Origin of the sequence: Gordonia insulae (genome assembly GCF_003855095.1) — a bacterium.
GTDB classification, from domain to species: domain Bacteria; phylum Actinomycetota; class Actinomycetes; order Mycobacteriales; family Mycobacteriaceae; genus Gordonia; species Gordonia insulae.
On sequence record NZ_CP033972.1, the window covers coordinates 3,311,571 to 3,331,662 of the forward strand.

The window sequence follows — 20,092 nt, forward strand, 5'->3', positions numbered from 1 at the left end:
GTGGCGATCAGAAGAACGCCGGACGGAACGTGGTGTTCCACGACTGCTTGAAGTCGTTCTGCCAGTAGTCCCACCAGTGGACGCCGTCCGGGGTCACGTGGGTGGTCAGCTTGACGCCGGGGACCAGGGCCACGCGCGGGATGTACAGCTGGGTGCTGACCGACGCTGCGGTCTCCAGCGGAACCATCTGCGAGAACTTGACCGGGTCGAAGTTGCCGCTGGTCGGGTTGACCGAACTGTCGTACTTGCTGCCCAGGCCGCTGCCGGAGGAGAGGTAGACGTGCTTGCCCGCCAGGTTGTTGGCGCTCAGGAACGGGTCGTTCGCGAACCACTCGCCGGCCGGGAAGAAGCCCCACATGTTGGTCGGGTTGCCACCGGTCTGCGCGACGGCGACCTGGATGCCCTGGGTGAAGCCCGGGGCGGTGACGGTCGGGTAACCGCTGTAGGACGCGACGGCGTCGTAGAAGCCGGGATGGCGCGACGCGAGGTTCAGTGCCGAGGTGCCCGACATCGACAGACCCGCGATGCCGTTGCGACGGTTGTCACTGTTGTGGCGGGCCTTCATGTACGCGGGCAGTTCGCGGGTCAGGAAGGTCTCCCACTTGTTCACGCCCAGCTTGGGATCGGAGCGCTCCCAGTCGGTGTAGAAGCTGCCGGCCCCGCCGAACGGGATCGCGACGTTGGTGCCCTTGCCGACCATGTACCGGTCGACGTCGGTGTTGATCAGCCAGCCGCTGCTGTTGTTCGGTGCACGCAGGCCGTCGAGGACATACAGAGTGGGCTTCGGCCCGCCCCCGCCGCCGTCGATGATGCGAACCGGCACGTTGCGGTGCATCGCGGCCGAGTACACGTACTCGGTGGTTCCGGCTGCCTGGGCGGTGGGCGCAACCACCAAGGTCACGCCCGACAGGGCCACCAGGGCCACCAGTCCGGCGACCAAGCGCTTACGGGCGCGAGTCAGCATTCAGTAATCCTTATCAATCTTGACCACGAGGCGGGCCACAGCAATTCTTCGGGCAACTCTCACGGGATTCTATGGCGCGAAGGCCCGGACGATACCCGTCCTGAGGCAGTGTAACGGCTCGATAACACTCCGGCAAAGGCAAGGACGGGCCCCCTGACCGGCGACAACGCTCCCAACCCAGCGCGCGGACCACGCGACCTGCATAAACATCCGGTGGATCGCAAGTCCGCGACCGCCCGTTAATGGGACGGACGTCCAACGCTATCGGGCCGTTATCGGATTGCTCGATCAACGGTGATCATTTCCTGAGGCCCTCGGGCACCCGGTCGCACACGTCCATCCGAACAGACGACGGAGACGCCTCCGAACGTTGCGCGACCCTAGACTCACGATGTGCTGAGTTGGCTGACCGGACATTGGTCCGAGGTCCTCGGATTCGTCACCGGGGCCGGATGCGTGATTCTCGCGGCACGCCGCAACATCCTGACCTTTCCGCTCGGCATCGCCAACAACCTCGTGTTCATCGTGCTGTTCAGCGCGAATGGTCTGTACGCCAACGTGGGTCTGCAGGCGCTCTTCCTCGTCCTCGGGATTCACGGGTGGTCGAACTGGCACCGGTCGCGCACCCGACCGGCCTTCGCATCGCACACACCGCGTTCCGCGATCGGCGTGCTCGTCATCGCGGCAGTCGCCATGACCGGTCTGCTCTACCTCGTGCTCCGGGTCCGGGGAGAGTCGACCCTGCCCATCGCCGACGCCGCCACGACAGCGGTGAGCCTGACGGCCCAGTACATGCTGAACCGGCGCTGGTTGGAGAACTGGCTGGTATGGATCGCCGTCGACGTCGCCTACGTGGTGCTCTTCTGGTCCACCGGTCTACCGATCACTGCGCTGCTCTATCTCCTCTTCATCGGACTGTGCATCCACGGCTACGTCGGCTGGCGACCGACTCTCCTGACCAGCGCCCCCACAACCGTCATCGACACACCCGCGGCGCGAGATGCCTGACCCGACGACGGACTCGCGCGCCGACGTGAGATTCCGCCATGCGCTCGTGCTCGGCAAGTTCTATCCCCTGCACATCGGCCACGACCATCTGATCCGCTCCGCGATCCGCTCGGCCGACTCGGTGACGGTGCAGGTGATCGGGTCCGTCGTCGAATCCATCCCGGTCGCGACCCGCGAGACCTGGGTCCGCGAGGTCCACCCGACGGTGCGCGTGGTGTCGGCGGTCGACGAGACTCCGATCGACTTCGACTCACCCGAACTGTGGGACGCACACGTGCGCGTGATCAGCGGCCTGCTCGACGAACCGGTCGACGCGGTGTTCACCGGCGACGGATACGGCGCCGAACTCGCACGTCGACTCGACGCCACCTGGGTTCCGGTGGACCGGATGCTCAATCCCGTCTCCGGGACCGCCGTCCGCGACGACCTCGTCGGGCGTTGGCACGACCTGTCGGCCACCGTGCGCGGCGATCTGGCACGTCGAATCGTCATCCTCGGCGCCGAGTCGACCGGCACCACCACCCTTGCCCGAGCACTCGCGGACGCGATGTCGACCGCATGGGTTCCCGAATACGGACGCGAGTACAGCGTCACCCGGCCCGGCGGGCCGCGGGCACCGTGGCGCTCGGACGAGTTCGATCTGATCGTCGAACGACAACTGCGAGCCGAACGGGCGGCTGCGCGCCGGTCGCCGACACCGGTCGTGATCTGCGATACCGACGTACTCGCCACCGGTGTGTGGCACGAGCGGTACCTGGGCTTCACCTCGCCGAGCGTGACCGCGGCAGCGGCCGATCACCGCCCCCTGCACTACATCCTCACCGGCGATGAGATCCCGTTCGTCGACGACGGCACCCGAGACGGCGAACTGTTGCGCCACAGCATGCAACGACGCTTCCGTCAGGTACTCGGCGCGCAGACGACGCCGTGGATCGAGGTGACCGGGTCGGTGACACAACGTCTCGCGGCCCTCACCCCGGTCATCGACGCAGCGCTCCGGGAGGCGCTGACCTTCAGCGAACCGCTGGAGAAACAGATCGCCGGCCGACTCCACTTCACAGACGGGGGAATCATCGATGACGCAAGGTGATCGTTGGCAGGAGATCTCGGCTTCGCCGACCGTGCCCCACCGCGCCACACCGGCGGACGAACTGACCGCGGCCGATCTCTTCGCCGAACCCGCGGACCAACCGGCGGGACTCGACGAGAAGCTGCGCCGCACGTACTTCTGGCTGGTCAACCGCGCCGTCATCTCCCCGTACTACGATCTGGAGTTCGACGACGACGCCCCGGTCACCTACCCGATCGGCGATGCCGGCGCCCGACTGTCGCTGCCGACGTCGCAGTCCTATTCTTCGGCGGTCCTGCTGCCTCTGCTGACATTTGCGGTCGGCGGCAGATGCCTGCTCGTCGGCGGACCGGGGCGCGGCAAGACCACGCTCGCCGTCTTGATGGGGGTACTCGCCGGCAGCGCACCGGATCTGGTGCGCCGAGGGGTCCAGCAGGGACAACCGCAGCTCACCATCAGCGACCTCGTGGGCCTCCCGCTGCCGCGCGACCTGGTGAACGCCACCAGTCTCTCGGAGATCACGATCGCGTGGCGCCAGTGGCTGACCCAGCCGGTGAAGATCGTCGACGAGTACAACCGCATCCCGACCAAGACCCAGTCGGCACTACTGACCATGGTGGCCGAGGGCTACGTCGAATCGCACGATCAGATGCTGCGCACCGCACCGGAATCCGGCGTCGAGAGCTGGTTCTTCACCGCGAACGACGATGCCGGCGGCGGCACCTTCGCGGTCATCGCCGCTCTCCGCGACCGGATGGACGTGACCGTCAGCGCACCCGGTTTCAACAACCGCTTCTTCGCCGAGCTCATCACCCGCGTCGAGGCGGACGAGGCCCCCGAGACCCACGTACCGTCGGCGCTGGTGTTCAGCCCCGGCGAGCAGGAGCGCCTCCGAGCAGCGATACTCGCCATCCCGCTACCGGACGACGTCCGACGACGCCTCGAATTCTTCATCGGGCATTTCGAATTCGTGCAGCACGGGGGCCGCCGCTTCGAATACCGCACCAAGGACACCGTCACCACCGGCGGGGGCAGCGTCGCCGAGATCATCGATGCCAACACGGGCGCGGATGTGGAGAGCGACATCGGCAGCCAGACGCTCAACGGGGTGTCGGTCCGCTCGCTGAAATCGTTGATCACCTTCGCCAAGGCGATGGCCTACTTCCGGGGCGGCGCGGCGGTCGAACTCGCCGACGTCACCGCGATCCTGCCATTCGTCCTGCGCGGCAAGCTGTCACCCAACCATCGGCACCCACGATTCGACCGGGCAGAGGACACCGAGCTGACGACCGATCAGCTCAGTTGGCTGTCCGACCTGTTCGCCGAATCCAACCGCGAATACGCCGTCCTGGGGCTGGACGAGAACGACGCCGTCGGCGAGTTGATGACCGAGTTCGGCGCGGGCCTCGACGGCCTGGGCGCCCTCGACGTCACCCGGCGGATCACCCGGGTGCAGATCGAGATCGACCGGATCTCGGCCACCGGGAAGGCCTACGGTCGCAACTTCGACGATCTGCTCGCGTTGAAGTACCTCCATCAGCGCTACTCCAACTACCTGCACTGGCTGTCCGACACCGGAACATCGACATGAGCCGCAGGACACGTTTCCCCGTCGACGAGGTCACCGCCTTTCCCGAACCCGATCCCCGAATCCTGCCCGGTTCTGCCGACTTCGAGATCTCTGTCCGCAACGTCGGGGCCTGGGGCGCCGACGTCCCGCGCTACCGCGCGGCGGTCGCCGCCGGTCTCGGAGCCGCCACCACACGCCGGATTCCGGTCACCCTCGCCGACGTCGCCACCGTTGCCGCCTGGCGCGCCGGAGTACCTCAGATCCGGTCCGATGCGCTCGCGCGGATCATCCGGTCCGTCGAGATGAATGCGCACAGCTCGCTGATCTTCGCGGCGACACTGGGTTTCGCCCCGGAAATGATGTCCGCCTTCCTGTCCGCCCAACGCGTCGACCCGTTCGGCTGGCCACAGCCACTACCAGTGCTGGCCGCGTTCGGCGGCTACCGCGGGATCGGCGGGCGATTCCGCACCGCTCCCGTCGGCATCTCCGCCGAGGCCGGTTCGGCATCGTGGTACGTCGCCGGCGACGGCGAGTGCTGGCGCGTGCAGGCCGACATCTTCGGAGCCGCCCTGACCCCATGCGAGCGCCCGGCAGACCAGGAATGGTCCTCGCGTATCCCCCTGTCGGGCAACGCTGTTGCGACCGTCTTCCCGACCTCGTACCTCGTGTGGGTGTTGCCGAGGTCCGCACCGTGACCACCGCACACGACACACGAGACGTCGATGTCGATGGCGCGTGGCGAGAAGCCCTGCGTCTCTGGAACATCAGCCTGCACGCGCCGGCCGTCCGGGACGGGGACGGGGCACGCATCGGCAGCTTCGCGTGGTTCTCGTTTCCACCGGCGGTCCACATCGACCTCACCCGCGCATCCGAGGTCGGCGCCGCCGATCATCTCGAGTCGGTCTTCGCGCACGAGATCGGGCATCACGTCCTGGCGCCGAGTACACGGATCAACCAGCTCAAGATCACGCACCAGATGGCCCGGAGTCTGACCGCCGGCGGAGTGGCCGCGGCCGATGTCGGGGATCGCGCACGGCTGCTCGCCAATCTGTGGTGCGACATCGTCATCAACGACCGGGTCGTGGCGATGCAGCGGAGATGCGGGCGGCACGGGATGATCGAACTGTGGCGAACACTCACGGCCACAACGCGATCCGGTCCGTCCGGCCCGTCGGCGATGATCGACGTCATGTGGTGGGTGATCCACCGCGGCTACGAACTGCTCTGGTCGCTGCCGGCCGGCGAGCTCTGCCCGCCGGCGCCGCCGCCGGTCGAACCGCCACGCGGCGAGACCGATGGGACGTCCGGCGGCGGCCTGCGGCCGGGATCGCCCGGCAACAGGTCGGCGGCCGACCTGCGTGCCGAGCTCGCACGCATCACCCAGGTGTTCCCGATCGCCGATGCGCAGATGCTCGCCGACCTCGCACGGTCCTACGCCACCGATCCGATCGGCGGCGCCCTCCCCTGCTCGATGCTGCTCGCGCCCTACCTGATCGACGAGCGCGATCTCGACCCGGGCAGATCGTGCGGCGGGGTGTCGATGACCGCGGCCACGGCGGCCGAGCTCGAGGAGGTGCTGGGCGACGCGCGGATGTCCGAGGAACCCTGGCACCCCGGCATCGGCCGGGTTCCCTCCGCCGCCGGGCTCACCGGCAGATCGTCGGGCAGGACGGCGACCGGTGCCGGGCAGGGCTACGGGCTGGCCGAGACGCTGGCCCTCTATGCGGGCTCTCCGCCCGACGCGGTCGTGTCCGCCTGGTATCAGACCCGCGCCCGGGTGGCTGTTCGCCCGCTGCGCCAACGCCTTCGGAAACCCGAGCAGGTGGACACGATCCCCGGGCCCGACGAACTGTGGGAGATCGGCGACGACCTGACCGACATCGACTGGCCCACGACCCTGGCACGCGGCACCGACGTGATCGCCGGTGTCACCACCCGCAGACGGTCCCTGCTCGCCGACGAGCCGGATCGCACCGAGCAACCGGTGGAGCTCGACCTCTACATCGATTCCTCCGGGTCGATGCCACAGCCGGCCACCGAGTCACCGGCCGTCCTGGCGGGCACGATCGTGGCGCTGTCCGTGCTGTCCGCGGGCGGGCACGTGCGGGTCACCTCGTTCTCCGGTCGCGCATTGGTCTCCGGCACGCACGGCTACACCCGGAACACGGTGTCGGTGATGGCGGCACTCACCACCTACCACGGGCACGGCACCGTCTTTCCCCTCGACCTGCTCGCCCGCCGACATCCGCCGCGCGCCGAGAACATTTCCACCACACATCTTCTGGTGCTCTCCGACGACGGTCTCGAATCCATGTTCGGCCGCGGCCAGGAACAGTACGCCGAGGTGGCGGCCGAGACGAGGACCCGACTGGCAACCGGAACCCTGGTCATCATCGGTGCGGGCCGCTCCGTCGACGAGAAGGCCGACGCCGCCGGATACCGCGTCGTGCATGTCGATTCGATCGATCAGACCCCCGCGGTGTGCGCCCGCATCGCCGCCGGGATCGCCGGATGGGAGGCCGACGATGACCGATGATCACGCGGCGACGGACCCCGAGAATCTGCTGAGGCTCTGGGCCGAATGCGGCTACGACGCGGAGCAGGTGTGGGCGGAGATCGGCCGGGGCGACGATCGGGTGCGCGGACCGGAGGTGAATGAGCTGACCGCCCGACTGTCCACCGTCCCCGGGTGGTTCCTCACCGATCCCATCCGGGTCCGCGCCCTCGCCGGTGACGTCCTGGGCGACGGGGACAACCGACGTGACGTCGGCGAGATCGCCAGGCTCACAGATGAACTGGATGATCCCGCGGCACGCACGATGGCCGGTCTCTGCCTCTGGCTGTGGGCCAGCGAGGAGGTCATCGGACCGTACAGTCGCGCACTACGCCGGGACCTCTGCGGCCGCGCACTCGCCGCCTTCGCGTTCCGGCTGGCCGCGGTCGTACCGGCCCGCGACCTCATCGGGCTGGCGGAGCGGCGCGAGGAGGCGGCCCGCACCTTCTTGCTATGGTCGGGACAGCGCCCGGGCTCAGAGGACATGGTCACCGCACACTCGCTGCTCGACGCCCGCGATTCGTTGACCCGCAACGCCTATCTGGCCGAAGCGCTCGTCCAGCAGGAACATCGCCTGGCCGTGGCCCGACGCCTCGCCGAGGCGCGGGCTCGTGAGGCCACCGCCCGTTACGGCGCCGAATGACCGACGGGCGCAGACCATGAGACCGAGACCGGCACCGGAGCCGGCGTCGGGGTCCCAGCCGGACGACGAACGTCCCGACGTACTCGCCATCGCGGAGTACTCGCCCGGGTCGGCGGAGGCACTCACCGATGCGCAACGATGGCCGACCCTCGACGACGCGAGCGGTCGGCGTCTGGAGACGATCCGTCGCCACCCGCACGCACCCGCCTGGTCCCACAGTGCCGGTGACCGGCTCGACGCCGACGCGGTCCGGCGTGTGCAGACCGGCTCGGGCCCACCACGATCCGACTGGCTCACCACACATCTCGACGTCGCCCGCGCGCTGCCCGCCTATCGCCTCATCCGTGACCGTCTGCGGACACTCGACGACTTCCCCGTCATCGGTCGGGATGATCTGCTGCGTGACGTGTCCGCATTCGTGCCCTACGACTGCGATCTCGACCAGATGATGCACGGCACCAGTTCCGGATCGACCGGGCACGCGCTGGTCATCCCCGACGACATCGAGGACACCGCTCGGACGTTGTGGTTCATGGTCGATCTCGTCCGCCGGCTCGGCGTGGACTGGCGACCCGAACCCGGTCGGATGGCGCTGGCACACGTGGTGCGGCAACGGCAGGCATTCACCTACGCCTCGATGATCAGCACCTTCGAGATGGCACCGATGGCCCGCCTGAACCTCGATCCGGCCGCATGGCCGGACCGCGACGCCTTCCTGCTCGACATGGCACCGCAGGTGTTCAGCGGGACCCCGGCCGGCCTCGAGGTCCTGCTGGCCCCGCGACTGGTGGCGGGGTTGCGTCCGCTCGCGCTGTTCAGCTCCGCGACCGAACTCACCGCGGGTCTGCGGGCCGAACTCGAGAATGCCTATCGGGTCCCGGTGATCGACGTCTACTCACTGCACGAGACCCGGCCGATCGGGGTCAGTACCGACGGCGGACCGTTCGTGATCGTCGACCGGAAGGTGCACGTCGAGATCCTCGTGGACGAGGTCCTCTCGACGACACCGGGCACCTACGGCGAGATCGTGGTGACCGCGGGCGAGAACCCGCTGCTGCCCCTGGTGCGCTACCGGACCGGCGATCACGGACGGATCGTCGAGGTCGGCGGGCGCCGGGCGATCGCCGACCTCGAGGCCCGCGCGGACACCCGGTTCGTCACGTCGACCGGACAGCAGGTGCCGTGCGTGGACCTCACCCAGCAACTGCAGCGGTGCGGTGCCCGCGGATGGACGGTCCATCAGCGTCGCGACGGCACCGTCGACGTCGTGGTCGTCGGCGCCGAGCGCGCACGGGTGGAGTCGATCCTGCACGCGTTGCTGAACCAGCCGGTCACCGTCTCGACGGTCGACTCCGTCCGGGACCTCGGGCCGGGGAAGCCCCGCAGATACCGATGCGACGTCACGTCGGGAACGCACCGCTGACACCCGGACATGTCTAGGCTGTGCCCGTGAACCTCGATGAGTATCGCCGTCACGACGCCACCGCCCTCGCCGAACTCGTCGCGACCGGCGAGGTCACCCCACCCGAGCTGCTCGCGCTCGCACGGCGACGCGCCGACGCGGTCAATCCCCGGCTCAACGCGATCGTCCGCAGGATGGACGACACCGCCGACGCCCGCGCCGCCGACGGCGGTCTGTCGGGTCCGTTCGCCGGTGTCCCGTTCCTCATCAAGGACCTCGCGCAGGAGTACAAGGGATACCCGACGTCGAGCGGCTCGCGATCCCTGTCACGCCATGTCGCGCCGGAGCACTCGACCGTCGTGCGCCGGTTCCTCGACGCCGGGCTGGTGATCTTCGGCAAGACCAACACACCGGAGTTCGGCGCCAAGGGCGTCACCGAACCCGACCTGTGGGGTCCGGCCCGCAATCCCTGGAACACCGACCACACACCGGGCGGCTCGTCGGGCGGCTCGGCCGCGGCGGTCGCCGCGGGCATCGTGCCGGCCGCGGGCGCCAACGACGGCGGCGGCTCCATCCGCATCCCGGCCGCGTGCAACGGGTTGGTGGGACTGAAACCGACGCGCGGACTGGCCCCCTTCGGCCCGGCCACCGGGGAGTCGATGTTCGGCATGGCCGTACAGGGTGTGGTGTCCCGGACGGTCCGCGACGCCGCCGCACTCTACGACGCCATCGTCGGTCCCACCGACAGCTCCGTCTATCCCACCCCGACCCCGACGACGCCGTTCGCGCAGCAGATCGCGACCCCGCCGTCGGGACTGCGGATCGGGTACTCGACGTCGTCGGCGATCACCTCGAACCCCGATCCGGAGGCGATCGCCGCGGTCGACCACGCGGCGAAACTCCTCGACGGTCTCGGCCACCACGTGGAGGAGGTCGCGCCGCCCTACGACGACGCCGCCCTCGCCCGCGACTTCCTGACCATCTGGTTCGCCGTGCTCGCCACCGAGGTCGACGAGGCCCGCGCGCTGACCGGCGCATCGGACCGTGATTTCGAGGCCGACACCCTGGCCATCGCCGAGCTCGGGCGGTCGGCCGGGGTGATCGCCGCGATGAGCGCACTGAACAAGGTGAACGACTACGCCACGTCCCTGCAGCGGTTCCATCGCTCCTACGACTACTTCCTCACGCCGACACTCGCGACCCCGCCGCTGCGGGTCGGCGCGACGTCGACGCCGCCACCCCTACAGGCGGCGTCCCGCGTGATCTCGAAGATCCATGGGGGGAACCTGTTGGCGCGCACCGGCATCCTCGACGACCTCATCGAGCAGAGCCTCGGCTGGGTGCCCTACACCCAGCTCGCGAACCTCACCGGGCGGCCGGCGATCAGCGTCCCGCTGCACTGGACGTCGGACGGACTCCCACTCGGTGTGCAGTTCGTCGGGCGGCTCGGCGCCGACGGCGATCTCCTCGCCCTGGCCGCGCAACTCGAGCAGGCCGCACCCTGGGCGCACCGATACGCCGACATCTCGCTCTGAGCGGGCGGACCTGGCACTAGAGTCGAGCTCAACAGATTCGAGGAGGGTGCGTGAGCGAGCAGCAAGCCGATGCGGTGGTCGTCGGATCGGGTTTGGCCGGATTGGTGGCCACCTACGAGCTCACCCGCGCCGGCCGCAAGGTCGTCGTCGTGGATCAGGAGAACCGCAACAACCTCGGTGGACAGGCCTTCTGGTCGCTGGGCGGACTGTTCCTGGTGGACACCCCCGAGCAACGTCGCCTCGGCATCAAGGACTCCGCCGAGCTCGCATTGCAGGACTGGATGGGCTCGGCCGGTTTCGACCGTGACGACGAGGACTTCTGGCCGCGCCAGTGGGCGCGGGCCTACGTCGACTTCGCCTCCACCGTCAAGCGCCAATACCTGCACGACCTCGGGTTGCGGATCACCCCCATCGTCGGATGGGCCGAACGCGGCGGCGGCTTCGCCGACGGCCACGGCAACTCGGTCCCCCGATTCCATCTCACCTGGGGCACCGGCCCCGAGGTCGTGCGGGTGTTCGCCGAACCCGTCCTCGAGGCGGAGAAACAGGGCCTCGTCGAGTTCCGCTTCCGCCATCAGGTCGACGAGATCGTCGTCGAGGGCGACGCCGCGGTCGGTGTCCGCGGTTCCGTGCTCGCCCCCACCGACCTCGACCGCGGGATTGCCTCCTCCCGAGACATGGTCGGCGACTTCGAGATCCGTGCCGACGCGGTCATCGTCACCACCGGCGGCATCGGGCACAACCACGAGCTGATCCGTAAGAACTGGCCGGTCGAGCGTCTCGGACCCGCGCCGGAGACGATGATCTCCGGCGTGCCCGCCTACGTCGACGGCCGGATGCTCGGCATCGCCGAGACGGCGGGTGCCAGCCTGGTCAACCGGGATCGCATGTGGCACTACACCGAAGGCATCCACAACTGGGATCCGATCTGGCCCGACCACGCGATCCGCATCATCCCCGGACCGTCGTCGCTGTGGCTCGATGCCGAGGGAAATCGGTTGGCGCCACCCAATTTTCCCGGTTTCGACACCAACTCGACGATGAAGGCGATCCTGTCCACCGGGCACGACTACTCGTGGTTCATCCTGACCCAGAGCATCATCGAGAAGGAGTTCGCGCTCTCCGGCTCCGAGCAGAACCCCGACATCACCAGCAAGGATCTGCGGTTCGCCGCCAAGAGCCGACTCGCCAAGGGCGCACCCGGGCCTGTCGACGCGTTCACCAAGCACGGCGTCGATTTCGTGGTGCGTGACAACCTGCCCGAACTGGTGGCCGGGATGAACGCGATAAGCCGGGGCCCCAAGCTCGACCTGCAACACGTCGAGCGACTGGTGTCCGCCCGCGACGCCGAGATCGACAACAAGTTCTCCAAGGACGCCCAGCTGATGGCGATCACGAATGCCCGTCAGTACCTGGGTGACAAGCTCGTGCGGGTCGCGAAACCGCACCGGCTGCTCGACCCCGCGCACGGACCGCTGATCGCGGTGCGGCTCAACATCCTGTCGCGCAAGACACTCGGCGGGCTCGAGACCAACCTCGATTCGCAGGTCATGCGGCCCGACGGCACCGCCTTCGACGGCCTGTTCGCGGCCGGTGAGGTCGCCGGCTTCGGCGGCGGCGGGGTCCACGGCTACAACGCCCTCGAGGGCACGTTCCTCGGCGGCTGCATCTTCTCCGGACGGGCGGCCGGACTGGCGATCGCGCGCGGCTGATCTCCTGCTGCCGGGAGGCCTAAAAGGTTTGCCTCGCCTACGCATTCGACGCTGACCACACGGGCGTCCGACACCGCGGGGTCGGCTACAGTGGGCTGGTGCCGGTCCCGCAGACGATCCTGACGCGCAAGACGCGCTCGGCCCTCTTCCTCGTGCTGACCATCGACGACGGTGGGGAGGACGCGGTGCGCGACCTCTTGTCCGACCTCCCGGGCCTCACCCGCGCGGTGTCGTCGCGGGCGCCCGAGGCGGCGCTGGCCGCGATCGCGTCCGTCGGTTCGCAGGCCTGGGACCGGCTGTTCGACGGTCCGCGCCCCCGTGCGCTCCGGCCGTTCGTCACCTACGAGGGGGACGTGCACACCGCGCCGGCGACGCCCGCGGATCTGTTGCTGCACATCAAGGCCGATCAACTCGACCTCTGCTTCGAGGTCGGCCGGTTGGCCATGGCGGCCCTCGGCGATGCGGTCACGGTGGTCGACGAGGTCCACGGCTTCCGCTATTTCGACCTGCGCGACCTCATCGGCTTCGTCGACGGCACCGAGAACCCGGTCGGGCAGGCGGCGATCCGCGCCATCACCGTCGGCGACGAGGACCCGGCCTTCGCCGGCGGCAGCTACGTCGCGATCCAGCGCTACGTGACCGACCTGGAGGCGTGGAACGCGTTGAGCGTCGCCGACCAGGAGGACGCGATCGGCCGCACCAAACTCGACAACGTCGAGATGGACGACGACGTCAAACCCACCAACTCGCACATCGCGCTGAACGTCGTCGAGGACGCCGACGGCGAGGAGATCGACGTCGTCCGGGACAACATGCCCTACGGCGATGCGTCGTCGACCGGTGAACGCGGCACCTTCTACATCGCCTACTCGGCCGGCCCGGACGTCACCGAGGAGATGTTGCGGAAGATGTTCATCGGTGACCCGCCGGGCAACTACGACCGGCTCCTCGACTTCACCACCGCGGTCAGCGGTGCACAGTTCTTCACCCCGACGGTCGACTTCCTCGAAGACCTCCCCGATGCGCCGCCCCCTGACGGTCGAGAAGCGACGAGCGAGCCCGACGCACAGCGAAACCCCCGACCCGCCGACGGTTCACTCGGCATCGGCTCCCTGCACTGACCGACCACCCCTACCCGCCCGACCCCACCTCCAGGAGGCACCATGAGCAATCTGCATCGCGAACTCGCACCCATTTCCGAGGCCGCATGGGCCGAGATCGAGGAGGAGGCGACCCGCTCGTTCAAGCGCAACAGCGCGGCGCGACGGCTCGTCGACGTGAAGGGTCCGCTCGGCAACGACGTCGCGTCGGTCACGCTCGGCCACCGCGCCAAGATCGATTCCCCGGCGGACGGCATCCTGGCCTTCGCCCGGCAGTCCCAATCGCTGGTGGAGCTGAAGGTGCCGTTCACGGTGACCCGCGAGGCCATCGACGACGTCGACCGCGGCTCCAAGGACTCCGACTGGGATCCCGTCCGTGACGCCGCCGCCGAACTGGCCCGCGCCGAGGACCGCGCGATCTTCGAGGGCTACCCGGCCGCCGGGATCAGCGGCATCCGGGCCACGGCGTCGGCGACGCCGATCGCGCTGCCCGAGGATGTGCGCGACTACCCGGAGGCACTCGCCCAGGCCACCAGCGCCCTGCGCCTCGCCTCGGTCGAGGGGCCGTACTCGCTGGCCCTGTCCGCGGATGTCTACACGCTGGTCAACGAGACGTCGAACCACGGCGTACCGATCCGCGACCACCTCCAGCGCCTGCTCGTCGCCGGCGGCGACATCGTCTGGGCCCCGGCGATCTCCGGCGCGTTCCTGCTCAGCACCCGCGGCGGCGACTTCGAGCTGACCATCGGTCAGGACGTCTCCATCGGCTACGACTCCCACGACGGGGACACGGTCACGCTCTACTTCAAGGAGTCGTTCACCTTCCTGACCTACACGCCGGAAGCGGCGGTGCCGTTCACGGTCGCCGGATGACAAGTCGGCGTGTGTTGCTAGCGTCATCGGAGTGACCACGAGCGAGCGAAGCACCGAGGAATCCGGCGCGTCATGCTGACCCGTCTGATACGTACGTACCTGTCGCGCTATCGCTCGTACATGGCGGCCGTCATCGCCCTGCAACTCGTGGCGACCGGCGCGATGCTCTACCTCCCGACGCTCAACGCCGACATCATCGACAACGGCGTCGCGCGCGGCGACACGGACTACATCCTGCGCGTCGGCGGCTGGATGCTGGTGGTCAGCATCGTCCAGGTCGTCTGCGCTGTCGGCGCCGGCTATTTCGGCGCCCGCACCGCGCTGGGGGCGGGCCGCGACATCCGGCACGATCTCGTGCATCGCGTGAACAACTTCTCCGCGCGCGAGGTCGGCACCTTCGGCGCCCCGTCGCTGATCACCCGCACCACCAACGACGTCCAGCAGGTGCAGCTCCTCATCGTGATGAGCACTGCGATCCTGGTGATGGCGCCCATCATGTGTGTCGGCGGCATCATCATGGGCATCCATGTGGCACCCGGTCTGGCGTGGGTGCTGGCCGTGGCCGTGCCCGTCCTGGCGGTCACCATCTCGATCCTGATCAGCCGCATGATCCCGGGTTTCCGGGCCATGCAGGAGCGCATCGACCTGGTCAACCGCATCCTGCGCGAACAGATCACCGGCATCCGCGTCGTACGCGCCTTCGTCCGCGAGCGCCATGAGGTCCAGCGCTTCTCGGTGGCCAACGACAGCCTGTCCGACGCCACCTATCGGGTCGGCCGGATCATGGCGCTCGCGCTGCCGCTGGTCATGCTGATCACCAACCTGACCATCGTCGCGATCATCTGGTTCGGTGGGCACGGCGTCGCCGACGGCTCGGTCGAGATCGGCGCGCTGACCGCGATGATGAGCTACGTCATGCAGATCATGATGTCGGTGATGATGGCGTCGTTCCTGGCCATGATGGCCCCGCGCGCCACCGTGTGCGCCGAACGCATCTGCGACGTCCTCGACACCGAGACGTCGGTGCAGCCGCCGAGCCGGCCGGTGGGCTTCGCGGGTGATCCCGCGACGGTCGAGTTCGATCACGCCGAGTTCCGCTACCCCGGCGCCGACGACCCGGTGCTGCGCGACGTCGGGTTCCGGGTGGAACCCGGCACCACGACGGCCATCGTCGGGTCCACCGGCTCCGGCAAGACCACGCTCGTCGGTCTCATCCCCCGGCTCATCGACACCACCGACGGCTCGGTGTCCGTCGGCGGCACCGACGTCCGGCGACTCGACCCGGACGTCCTGCGCTCGGCGATCGGGCTCGTACCCCAGCGGCCGTACCTGTTCTCCGGCACCATCGCCTCCAACATCCGGCACGGCAAACCCGACGCCACCGACGACGAGATCTGGGCGGCCCTGCGGATCGCGCAGGCCGAGGACTTCGTGTCCCGGATGCCCGAGGGTCTCGACACCGCGGTCGCACAGGGTGGCACCACCGTGTCCGGCGGTCAGCGCCAACGGCTCGCGATCGCCCGCGCAGTCATCCGGCGGCCCTCGATCTACCTGTTCGACGACTCGTTCTCCGCCCTCGACCTAGCCACCGACGCCCGGTTGCGGGCCGCGCTCCGACCGGTCACCCGGGAATCGGCGGTCATCGTCGTCGCCCAACGCGTCTCGACCATCGTCGACGCCGACCAGATCGTGGTCCTCGACCGCGGGCGGGTCGTCGGGATCGGTCGCCACGACGACCTCGTGGCCGACTGCGAGACATACGCCGAGATCGTCCGCTCCCAGCTCGCGATCGCGGACGCATCATGACGCGGCCCGGAGGCGGCCCCCCGATGATGGGCGCACCGGCCGAGAAGGCGCGGTCGTTCGGGCCGTCGGTGAAGCGTCTACTCCGCCTGCTGCTGAGTCACCCGCTGTCCGTCGGGACCGTGGTCGGCTCGACCGTGGCGTCGGTGATCCTGATGGCGGTGGCCCCACGGGTGCTGGGCCATGCCACCGACCTGGTCTTCAACGGTGTCATCGGCTCGATGCTGCCCGCCGGCCTCACCAAGGATCAGGCCATCGCCGGTATGCGCGCGAGCGGCGACAACACGTTCGCCGACATGGTCAGCTCGATGGACGTGACTCCCGGTGTGGGCGTGGATTTCTCCGCGGTCGGGCAGGTCCTGCTCATCGTCGCTCTGCTCTACATCTGTTCGTCGTTCCTCGGTTGGCTGGCCGGCTACCTGCTCAACGTCGTCGTGGTCCGGACCATCCGGGGACTGCGCGCCGAGGTCGAGGAGAAGGTCCACCGCCTGCCCCTGCGGTACTACGACGCATCGGCGCGCGGTGATCTGCTCAGCCGCGTCACCAACGACCTCGACAACCTCTCGCAGAGCCTGCAGCAGACCGTCGCCCAGTTCCTCAACTCGGTACTGATGGTCATCGCGCTGCTGGTGATGATGATCTGGATCTCGCCACTGCTCGCGCTGATCGCGATCCTCACCGTGCCGTTGGCGTTCGTCGCGACCGCGCAGATCGCCAAGCGGTCCAAACCGCATTTCATGGCGCAATGGGCGTCGACCGGCGCGTTGAACGCACAGGTCGAGGAGGCCTTCACCGGCCACGAACTGGTCAAGGCGTTCGGTCGGCAAGGCGAACTCGAGGAGACCTTCGACGAGCGCAACGACAAGCTCTACGAATCGAGCTGGCGCGCACAGTTCATCAGCGGCATCATCATGCCGACGATCATGTTCCTGGGGAACCTGAACTACGTGGCGGTCGCGGTGGTCGGCGGTCTGCGGGTGGCGTCGGGATCGCTGAGTCTCGGCGAGGTACAGGCCTTCATCCAGTACTCGCGCCAGTTCACCCAGCCGCTGACGCAGATCGGGTCGATGTTCAACCTGATGCAGAGCGGGGTGGCGTCGGCCGAGCGGATCTTCGACGTCCTCGACGCCGAGGAGGAGACGCCCGACCCGGCCGACCCCGAGACGCCCGCCGACGACCACGGGCTCATCGCCTTCGAGAACGTTTCCTTCCGGTACCACCCGGACAAGCCGCTCATCGAGGACCTGTCGCTGGTGGCGCAACCCGGACACATGGTCGCGATCGTCGGGCCCACCGGCGCAGGCAAGACCACGCTGGTCAACCTCATCATGCGGTTCTACGACGTCGATCAGGGCACCATCCGCGTCGACGGCGTCGACTCGCGCCGGATGACCCGCGATGATCTCCGGGAACGCACCGGCATGGTGTTGCAGGACTCCTGGCTGTTCGGCGGCACGATCTACGACAACATCGCTTACGGTGACCCGACCGCATCGAGGGCCGAGGTCATGGAGGCGGCGCAACTCAGCCACGTCGACCACTTCGTTCGCACCCTGCCCGACGGGTACGACACCGTCCTGGACGAAGAGGGCGGCGGCGTGAGTGCCGGCGAGCGTCAGTTGATCACGATCGCGCGTGCGTTCCTCGCCAAGCCGACCATCCTGATCCTCGACGAGGCGACCAGTTCGGTGGACACCCGCACGGAGCTGCTGATCCAGCAGGCGATGGCGAACCTGCGCACCGATCGGACGAGTTTCGTGATCGCGCACCGACTCTCGACGGTCCGCGACGCCGACGTCATCGTCGTGATGGAGGACGGGCACATCGTCGAGCAGGGCACCCACGACGAACTGCTCGCCGCAGGCGGCGCCTACTGCCGGCTCTACAACAGCCAGTTCGCCGGGCCGGCCGAGATCGACGAGGACGAGTCCGTCCAGGCCACCTGAGCGACCGCGCGGTCTCGGGGTGCAGGCCCCGTTGGTCACGCGCCGATCCCCTCACGCTCGAGCCATTCCCGCACCATCGGCACGACGCGGCCATGGCGAAGGTCGGCACCGCGAGGCCGTCGATCACGGTCACGTCTGCCGGATCCAGCAGTCCAGAATGGAGGTGCCGCTGCTTCTCGATACGGCCGCCGGTCCGGAATCCGGTGACGAAGTGAACGCGATCCAGTCGCGGATTCAGCAGTGACAGCGTGTGCCGAAGCGCGGCCGACTCGTGGCTGAGGGCGAAATCGCCACCACACAACTCCGCTGCCGCGGCCGACCGCAAGCGATGGAGGTCCTCAGGTACCGATGGGAGTGCGCCCACCGGAACGAACGCGCCCGGCCAGATCCGTGCCAGCTCCTTGTCACTCACCGCGCGTGCGAGCTGGTTGTCGGTGAAGCCACGTGTCACCGCGTCGCGACGGAATGTGATCCCGTGAGAGCCGATGGGGAAATCGTGCATGGAGATTGGACGCGCAAGCGGCATGATCGGGTCCATCGAAGATCACGTACAACGAGATCTCCCACATTCACGCAATGCATTCCGTGATTGTGGGAGTTCTGCGTGTCTGAGCGATCAGAGCTCCCGACCGGGCTCCAATGCGGCCGCGATGCGGCCCTCGAGTTGTTGGGAGGCGGCCGGCGGGACCGCGATGAGACCGTCGAGTTCGGCGCGCGCCTTGCGGTAGGCGGCCTGCCGTTCGGCCGGGGTGGCAGCGTCGTCGGCGGCGACCGCCACCAGCCGTCGGGCCCGTTCGAGCCGTTCCCGCTCCACCGGCGAGAAGTCGCCCTGCTTGCGTCGACGCGCCTCCCGCTCGGCGGCATCGAACGACGTGGCGTACTCGCCGACGGCATCGCGGTATTCGGCGAAGACGGCGGGATCGAGCAGCTCATCGGTGTCGGTCGGCCGCAGGTCGTCGGCGCGCACCTTGGCCCGGTGGAATGCGAGCGTCAACGGTTCACGCAGGTCGGTCATCATCGGGTATTGGATCAGGGTCGCCAGGTCGAGTTCGTAGCCGAACCAGCGCGCGTTCACGTCTTCGTGCCGGGCGAGCACCTTGGTGATGGCCGCCTTGCTGGTCTGGGTGATCCGCAACTGCTCCGTCTGCGCCGACGCCTTGATCCGCGCGAGCTCGATCTTGTCCTTGCGGCGCTTCTCGTTGTAGCTCGCGACCCGCGCCGCCCAGCCCCCGACGACACCACCGATCGGGAAGATCAGCCACCAGTACGAGAGCACGTCGTTCACACAAGCAATGCTACCGACGCGTCGTCGAGGACCTAGGCTCTTCCCATGGCCGACCCCGACGCCGAACACCTCCACCCCACCTCCCTCGACGAGTGGCACGGGTGGCTGCAGGAGAACCACGACAAATCCGGCGGCGTCTGGTTTGTGTTCTGGCGCAAGGAGTCCGGAAATCAGCCTCTCGACTACGACGAGGTCGTGCGAGAGGCGTTGTGCTGGGGGTGGGTCGACGGGCACACCCGCACCATCGACGACGATCGTCGGGGCATGTGGTTCACCCGCCGCGGCCGCAACAGCGCCTGGGCCGCATCCAACAAGGCGCGGGTCGCCGATCTGCTCGAAGCGGACCGGATGCAACCCGCCGGTCAAGCGGTGATCGACGATGCGAAGGCACGCGGCCTGTGGACGCTGCTCGACGACGCCGAGGCCCTCATCGAGTCACCGGAGCTGACCGCCGCACTCGACGCCGACCCACAGGCCCGCGCCAACTGGGACGCCTTCCCACCGAGCGCACGGAAGTTCGCCCTGAGCCAGATCGCGTTCGCCAAGCAGCCCGCGACCAAGACCAAACGGATCACGACGATCGTCGAGAAGGCCGCACGCAACGAGCGGCTGTGAGTGCGCGGTGACC

At 68.3% G+C, this 20,092-nt stretch carries 16 protein-coding genes; 14 read left to right on the plus strand and 2 right to left on the minus strand.

The window, feature by feature from the left end; genetic code table 11:
- Positions 1-7: 7 nt before the first annotated feature.
- Positions 8-964 (minus strand): alpha/beta hydrolase, encoded by a 957-nt coding sequence (locus D7316_RS15020; RefSeq protein WP_124708955.1) that lies wholly within the window; start codon positions 962-964, stop codon positions 8-10.
- A 393-nt stretch (positions 965-1,357) separates the two neighbouring features.
- Here D7316_RS15020 and pnuC point away from each other — a divergent pair, with 393 nt between their 5' ends.
- The 13 genes from pnuC to D7316_RS15085 all read left to right on the plus strand — a co-directional run bounded on the left by pnuC (position 1,358) and on the right by D7316_RS15085 (position 18,179).
- Positions 1,358-1,972 (plus strand): nicotinamide riboside transporter PnuC, encoded by a 615-nt coding sequence (pnuC, locus tag D7316_RS15025; RefSeq protein ID WP_124708956.1) that lies wholly within the window; start codon positions 1,358-1,360, stop codon positions 1,970-1,972.
- A complete protein-coding gene (locus tag D7316_RS15030) occupies positions 1,965-3,062 on the plus strand; it encodes an AAA family ATPase (protein ID WP_124708957.1) in 1,098 nt (365 codons plus the stop codon). Before pnuC ends, D7316_RS15030 begins: the two co-directional genes overlap by 8 nt.
- Positions 3,049-4,632: a MoxR family ATPase gene (locus D7316_RS15035; protein WP_124708958.1), complete on the plus strand. Its 1,584-nt coding sequence runs from the start codon at positions 3,049-3,051 to the stop codon at positions 4,630-4,632. Before D7316_RS15030 ends, D7316_RS15035 begins: the two co-directional genes overlap by 14 nt.
- On the plus strand, positions 4,629-5,306 hold the full coding sequence (locus tag D7316_RS15040) for a hypothetical protein (protein WP_124708959.1): 678 nt from the start codon (positions 4,629-4,631) through the stop codon (positions 5,304-5,306). Before D7316_RS15035 ends, D7316_RS15040 begins: the two co-directional genes overlap by 4 nt.
- Complete coding sequence (locus tag D7316_RS15045; RefSeq protein WP_124708960.1) at positions 5,303-7,147, plus strand: VWA domain-containing protein; 1,845 nt, start codon at positions 5,303-5,305, stop codon at positions 7,145-7,147. Before D7316_RS15040 ends, D7316_RS15045 begins: the two co-directional genes overlap by 4 nt.
- Entirely contained in the window at positions 7,137-7,808 is a 672-nt protein-coding gene (locus D7316_RS15050; protein ID WP_124708961.1) for a phosphohydrolase, read from the plus strand. The genes D7316_RS15045 and D7316_RS15050 overlap by 11 nt, the downstream gene beginning before the upstream one ends.
- Before the next feature lie 16 nt (positions 7,809-7,824).
- Entirely contained in the window at positions 7,825-9,231 is a 1,407-nt protein-coding gene (locus D7316_RS15055; RefSeq protein WP_197718243.1) for a phenylacetate--CoA ligase family protein, read from the plus strand.
- Positions 9,232-9,257: 26 nt separating this feature from the next.
- Positions 9,258-10,745, plus strand: coding sequence for an amidase (locus D7316_RS15060; RefSeq protein WP_124708962.1), 1,488 nt, complete (start codon positions 9,258-9,260; stop codon positions 10,743-10,745).
- Between the two features lie 50 nt (positions 10,746-10,795).
- The gene (locus D7316_RS15065) at positions 10,796-12,457 is read left to right on the plus strand and encodes an FAD-binding dehydrogenase (protein ID WP_124708963.1); all 1,662 of its coding nucleotides are present in this window, start codon (positions 10,796-10,798) and stop codon (positions 12,455-12,457) included.
- A 98-nt stretch (positions 12,458-12,555) separates the two neighbouring features.
- Positions 12,556-13,578: a Dyp-type peroxidase gene (locus D7316_RS15070; protein WP_124708964.1), complete on the plus strand. Its 1,023-nt coding sequence runs from the start codon at positions 12,556-12,558 to the stop codon at positions 13,576-13,578.
- A gap of 42 nt (positions 13,579-13,620) precedes the next feature.
- Complete coding sequence (locus D7316_RS15075) at positions 13,621-14,430, plus strand: family 1 encapsulin nanocompartment shell protein (RefSeq protein ID WP_124708965.1); 810 nt, start codon at positions 13,621-13,623, stop codon at positions 14,428-14,430.
- 72 nt (positions 14,431-14,502) lie between these two features.
- Positions 14,503-16,236 carry an ABC transporter ATP-binding protein gene (locus tag D7316_RS15080; protein WP_124708966.1) on the plus strand — a complete coding sequence of 578 codons (1,734 nt, stop codon included), beginning with the start codon at positions 14,503-14,505 and terminating at the stop codon, positions 16,234-16,236.
- The gene (locus D7316_RS15085; protein ID WP_124708967.1) at positions 16,233-18,179 is read left to right on the plus strand and encodes an ABC transporter ATP-binding protein; all 1,947 of its coding nucleotides are present in this window, start codon (positions 16,233-16,235) and stop codon (positions 18,177-18,179) included. Before D7316_RS15080 ends, D7316_RS15085 begins: the two co-directional genes overlap by 4 nt.
- Before the next feature lie 616 nt (positions 18,180-18,795).
- Here the strand turns inward: D7316_RS15085 and D7316_RS15090 are convergent.
- Positions 18,796-19,464 (minus strand): hypothetical protein, encoded by a 669-nt coding sequence (locus tag D7316_RS15090; protein WP_408610013.1) that lies wholly within the window; start codon positions 19,462-19,464, stop codon positions 18,796-18,798.
- A 45-nt stretch (positions 19,465-19,509) separates the two neighbouring features.
- On the opposite strand from D7316_RS15090, the gene D7316_RS15095 reads away from it, so the two are divergent.
- Positions 19,510-20,079: a YdeI/OmpD-associated family protein gene (locus D7316_RS15095; RefSeq protein WP_124708968.1), complete on the plus strand. Its 570-nt coding sequence runs from the start codon at positions 19,510-19,512 to the stop codon at positions 20,077-20,079.
- Positions 20,080-20,092 lie beyond the last annotated feature (13 nt).

What these genes read in the sequence shown, in the direction of transcription:
- D7316_RS15020 (WP_124708955.1), bottom strand. Translation starts at nt 964, where the DNA reads ATGCTGACTCGCGCCCGTAAGCGCTTGGTCGCCGGACTGGTGGCCCTG.
- D7316_RS15030 (WP_124708957.1), top strand. Translation starts at nt 1,965, where the DNA reads ATGCCTGACCCGACGACGGACTCGCGCGCCGACGTGAGATTCCGCCAT.
- D7316_RS15035 (WP_124708958.1), top strand. Translation starts at nt 3,049, where the DNA reads ATGACGCAAGGTGATCGTTGGCAGGAGATCTCGGCTTCGCCGACCGTG.
- D7316_RS15040 (WP_124708959.1), top strand. Translation starts at nt 4,629, where the DNA reads ATGAGCCGCAGGACACGTTTCCCCGTCGACGAGGTCACCGCCTTTCCC.
- D7316_RS15050 (WP_124708961.1), top strand. Translation starts at nt 7,137, where the DNA reads ATGACCGATGATCACGCGGCGACGGACCCCGAGAATCTGCTGAGGCTC.
- D7316_RS15055 (WP_197718243.1), top strand. Translation starts at nt 7,825, where the DNA reads ATGAGACCGAGACCGGCACCGGAGCCGGCGTCGGGGTCCCAGCCGGAC.
- D7316_RS15075 (WP_124708965.1), top strand. Translation starts at nt 13,621, where the DNA reads ATGAGCAATCTGCATCGCGAACTCGCACCCATTTCCGAGGCCGCATGG.
- D7316_RS15080 (WP_124708966.1), top strand. Translation starts at nt 14,503, where the DNA reads ATGCTGACCCGTCTGATACGTACGTACCTGTCGCGCTATCGCTCGTAC.
- D7316_RS15085 (WP_124708967.1), top strand. Translation starts at nt 16,233, where the DNA reads ATGACGCGGCCCGGAGGCGGCCCCCCGATGATGGGCGCACCGGCCGAG.
- D7316_RS15095 (WP_124708968.1), top strand. Translation starts at nt 19,510, where the DNA reads ATGGCCGACCCCGACGCCGAACACCTCCACCCCACCTCCCTCGACGAG.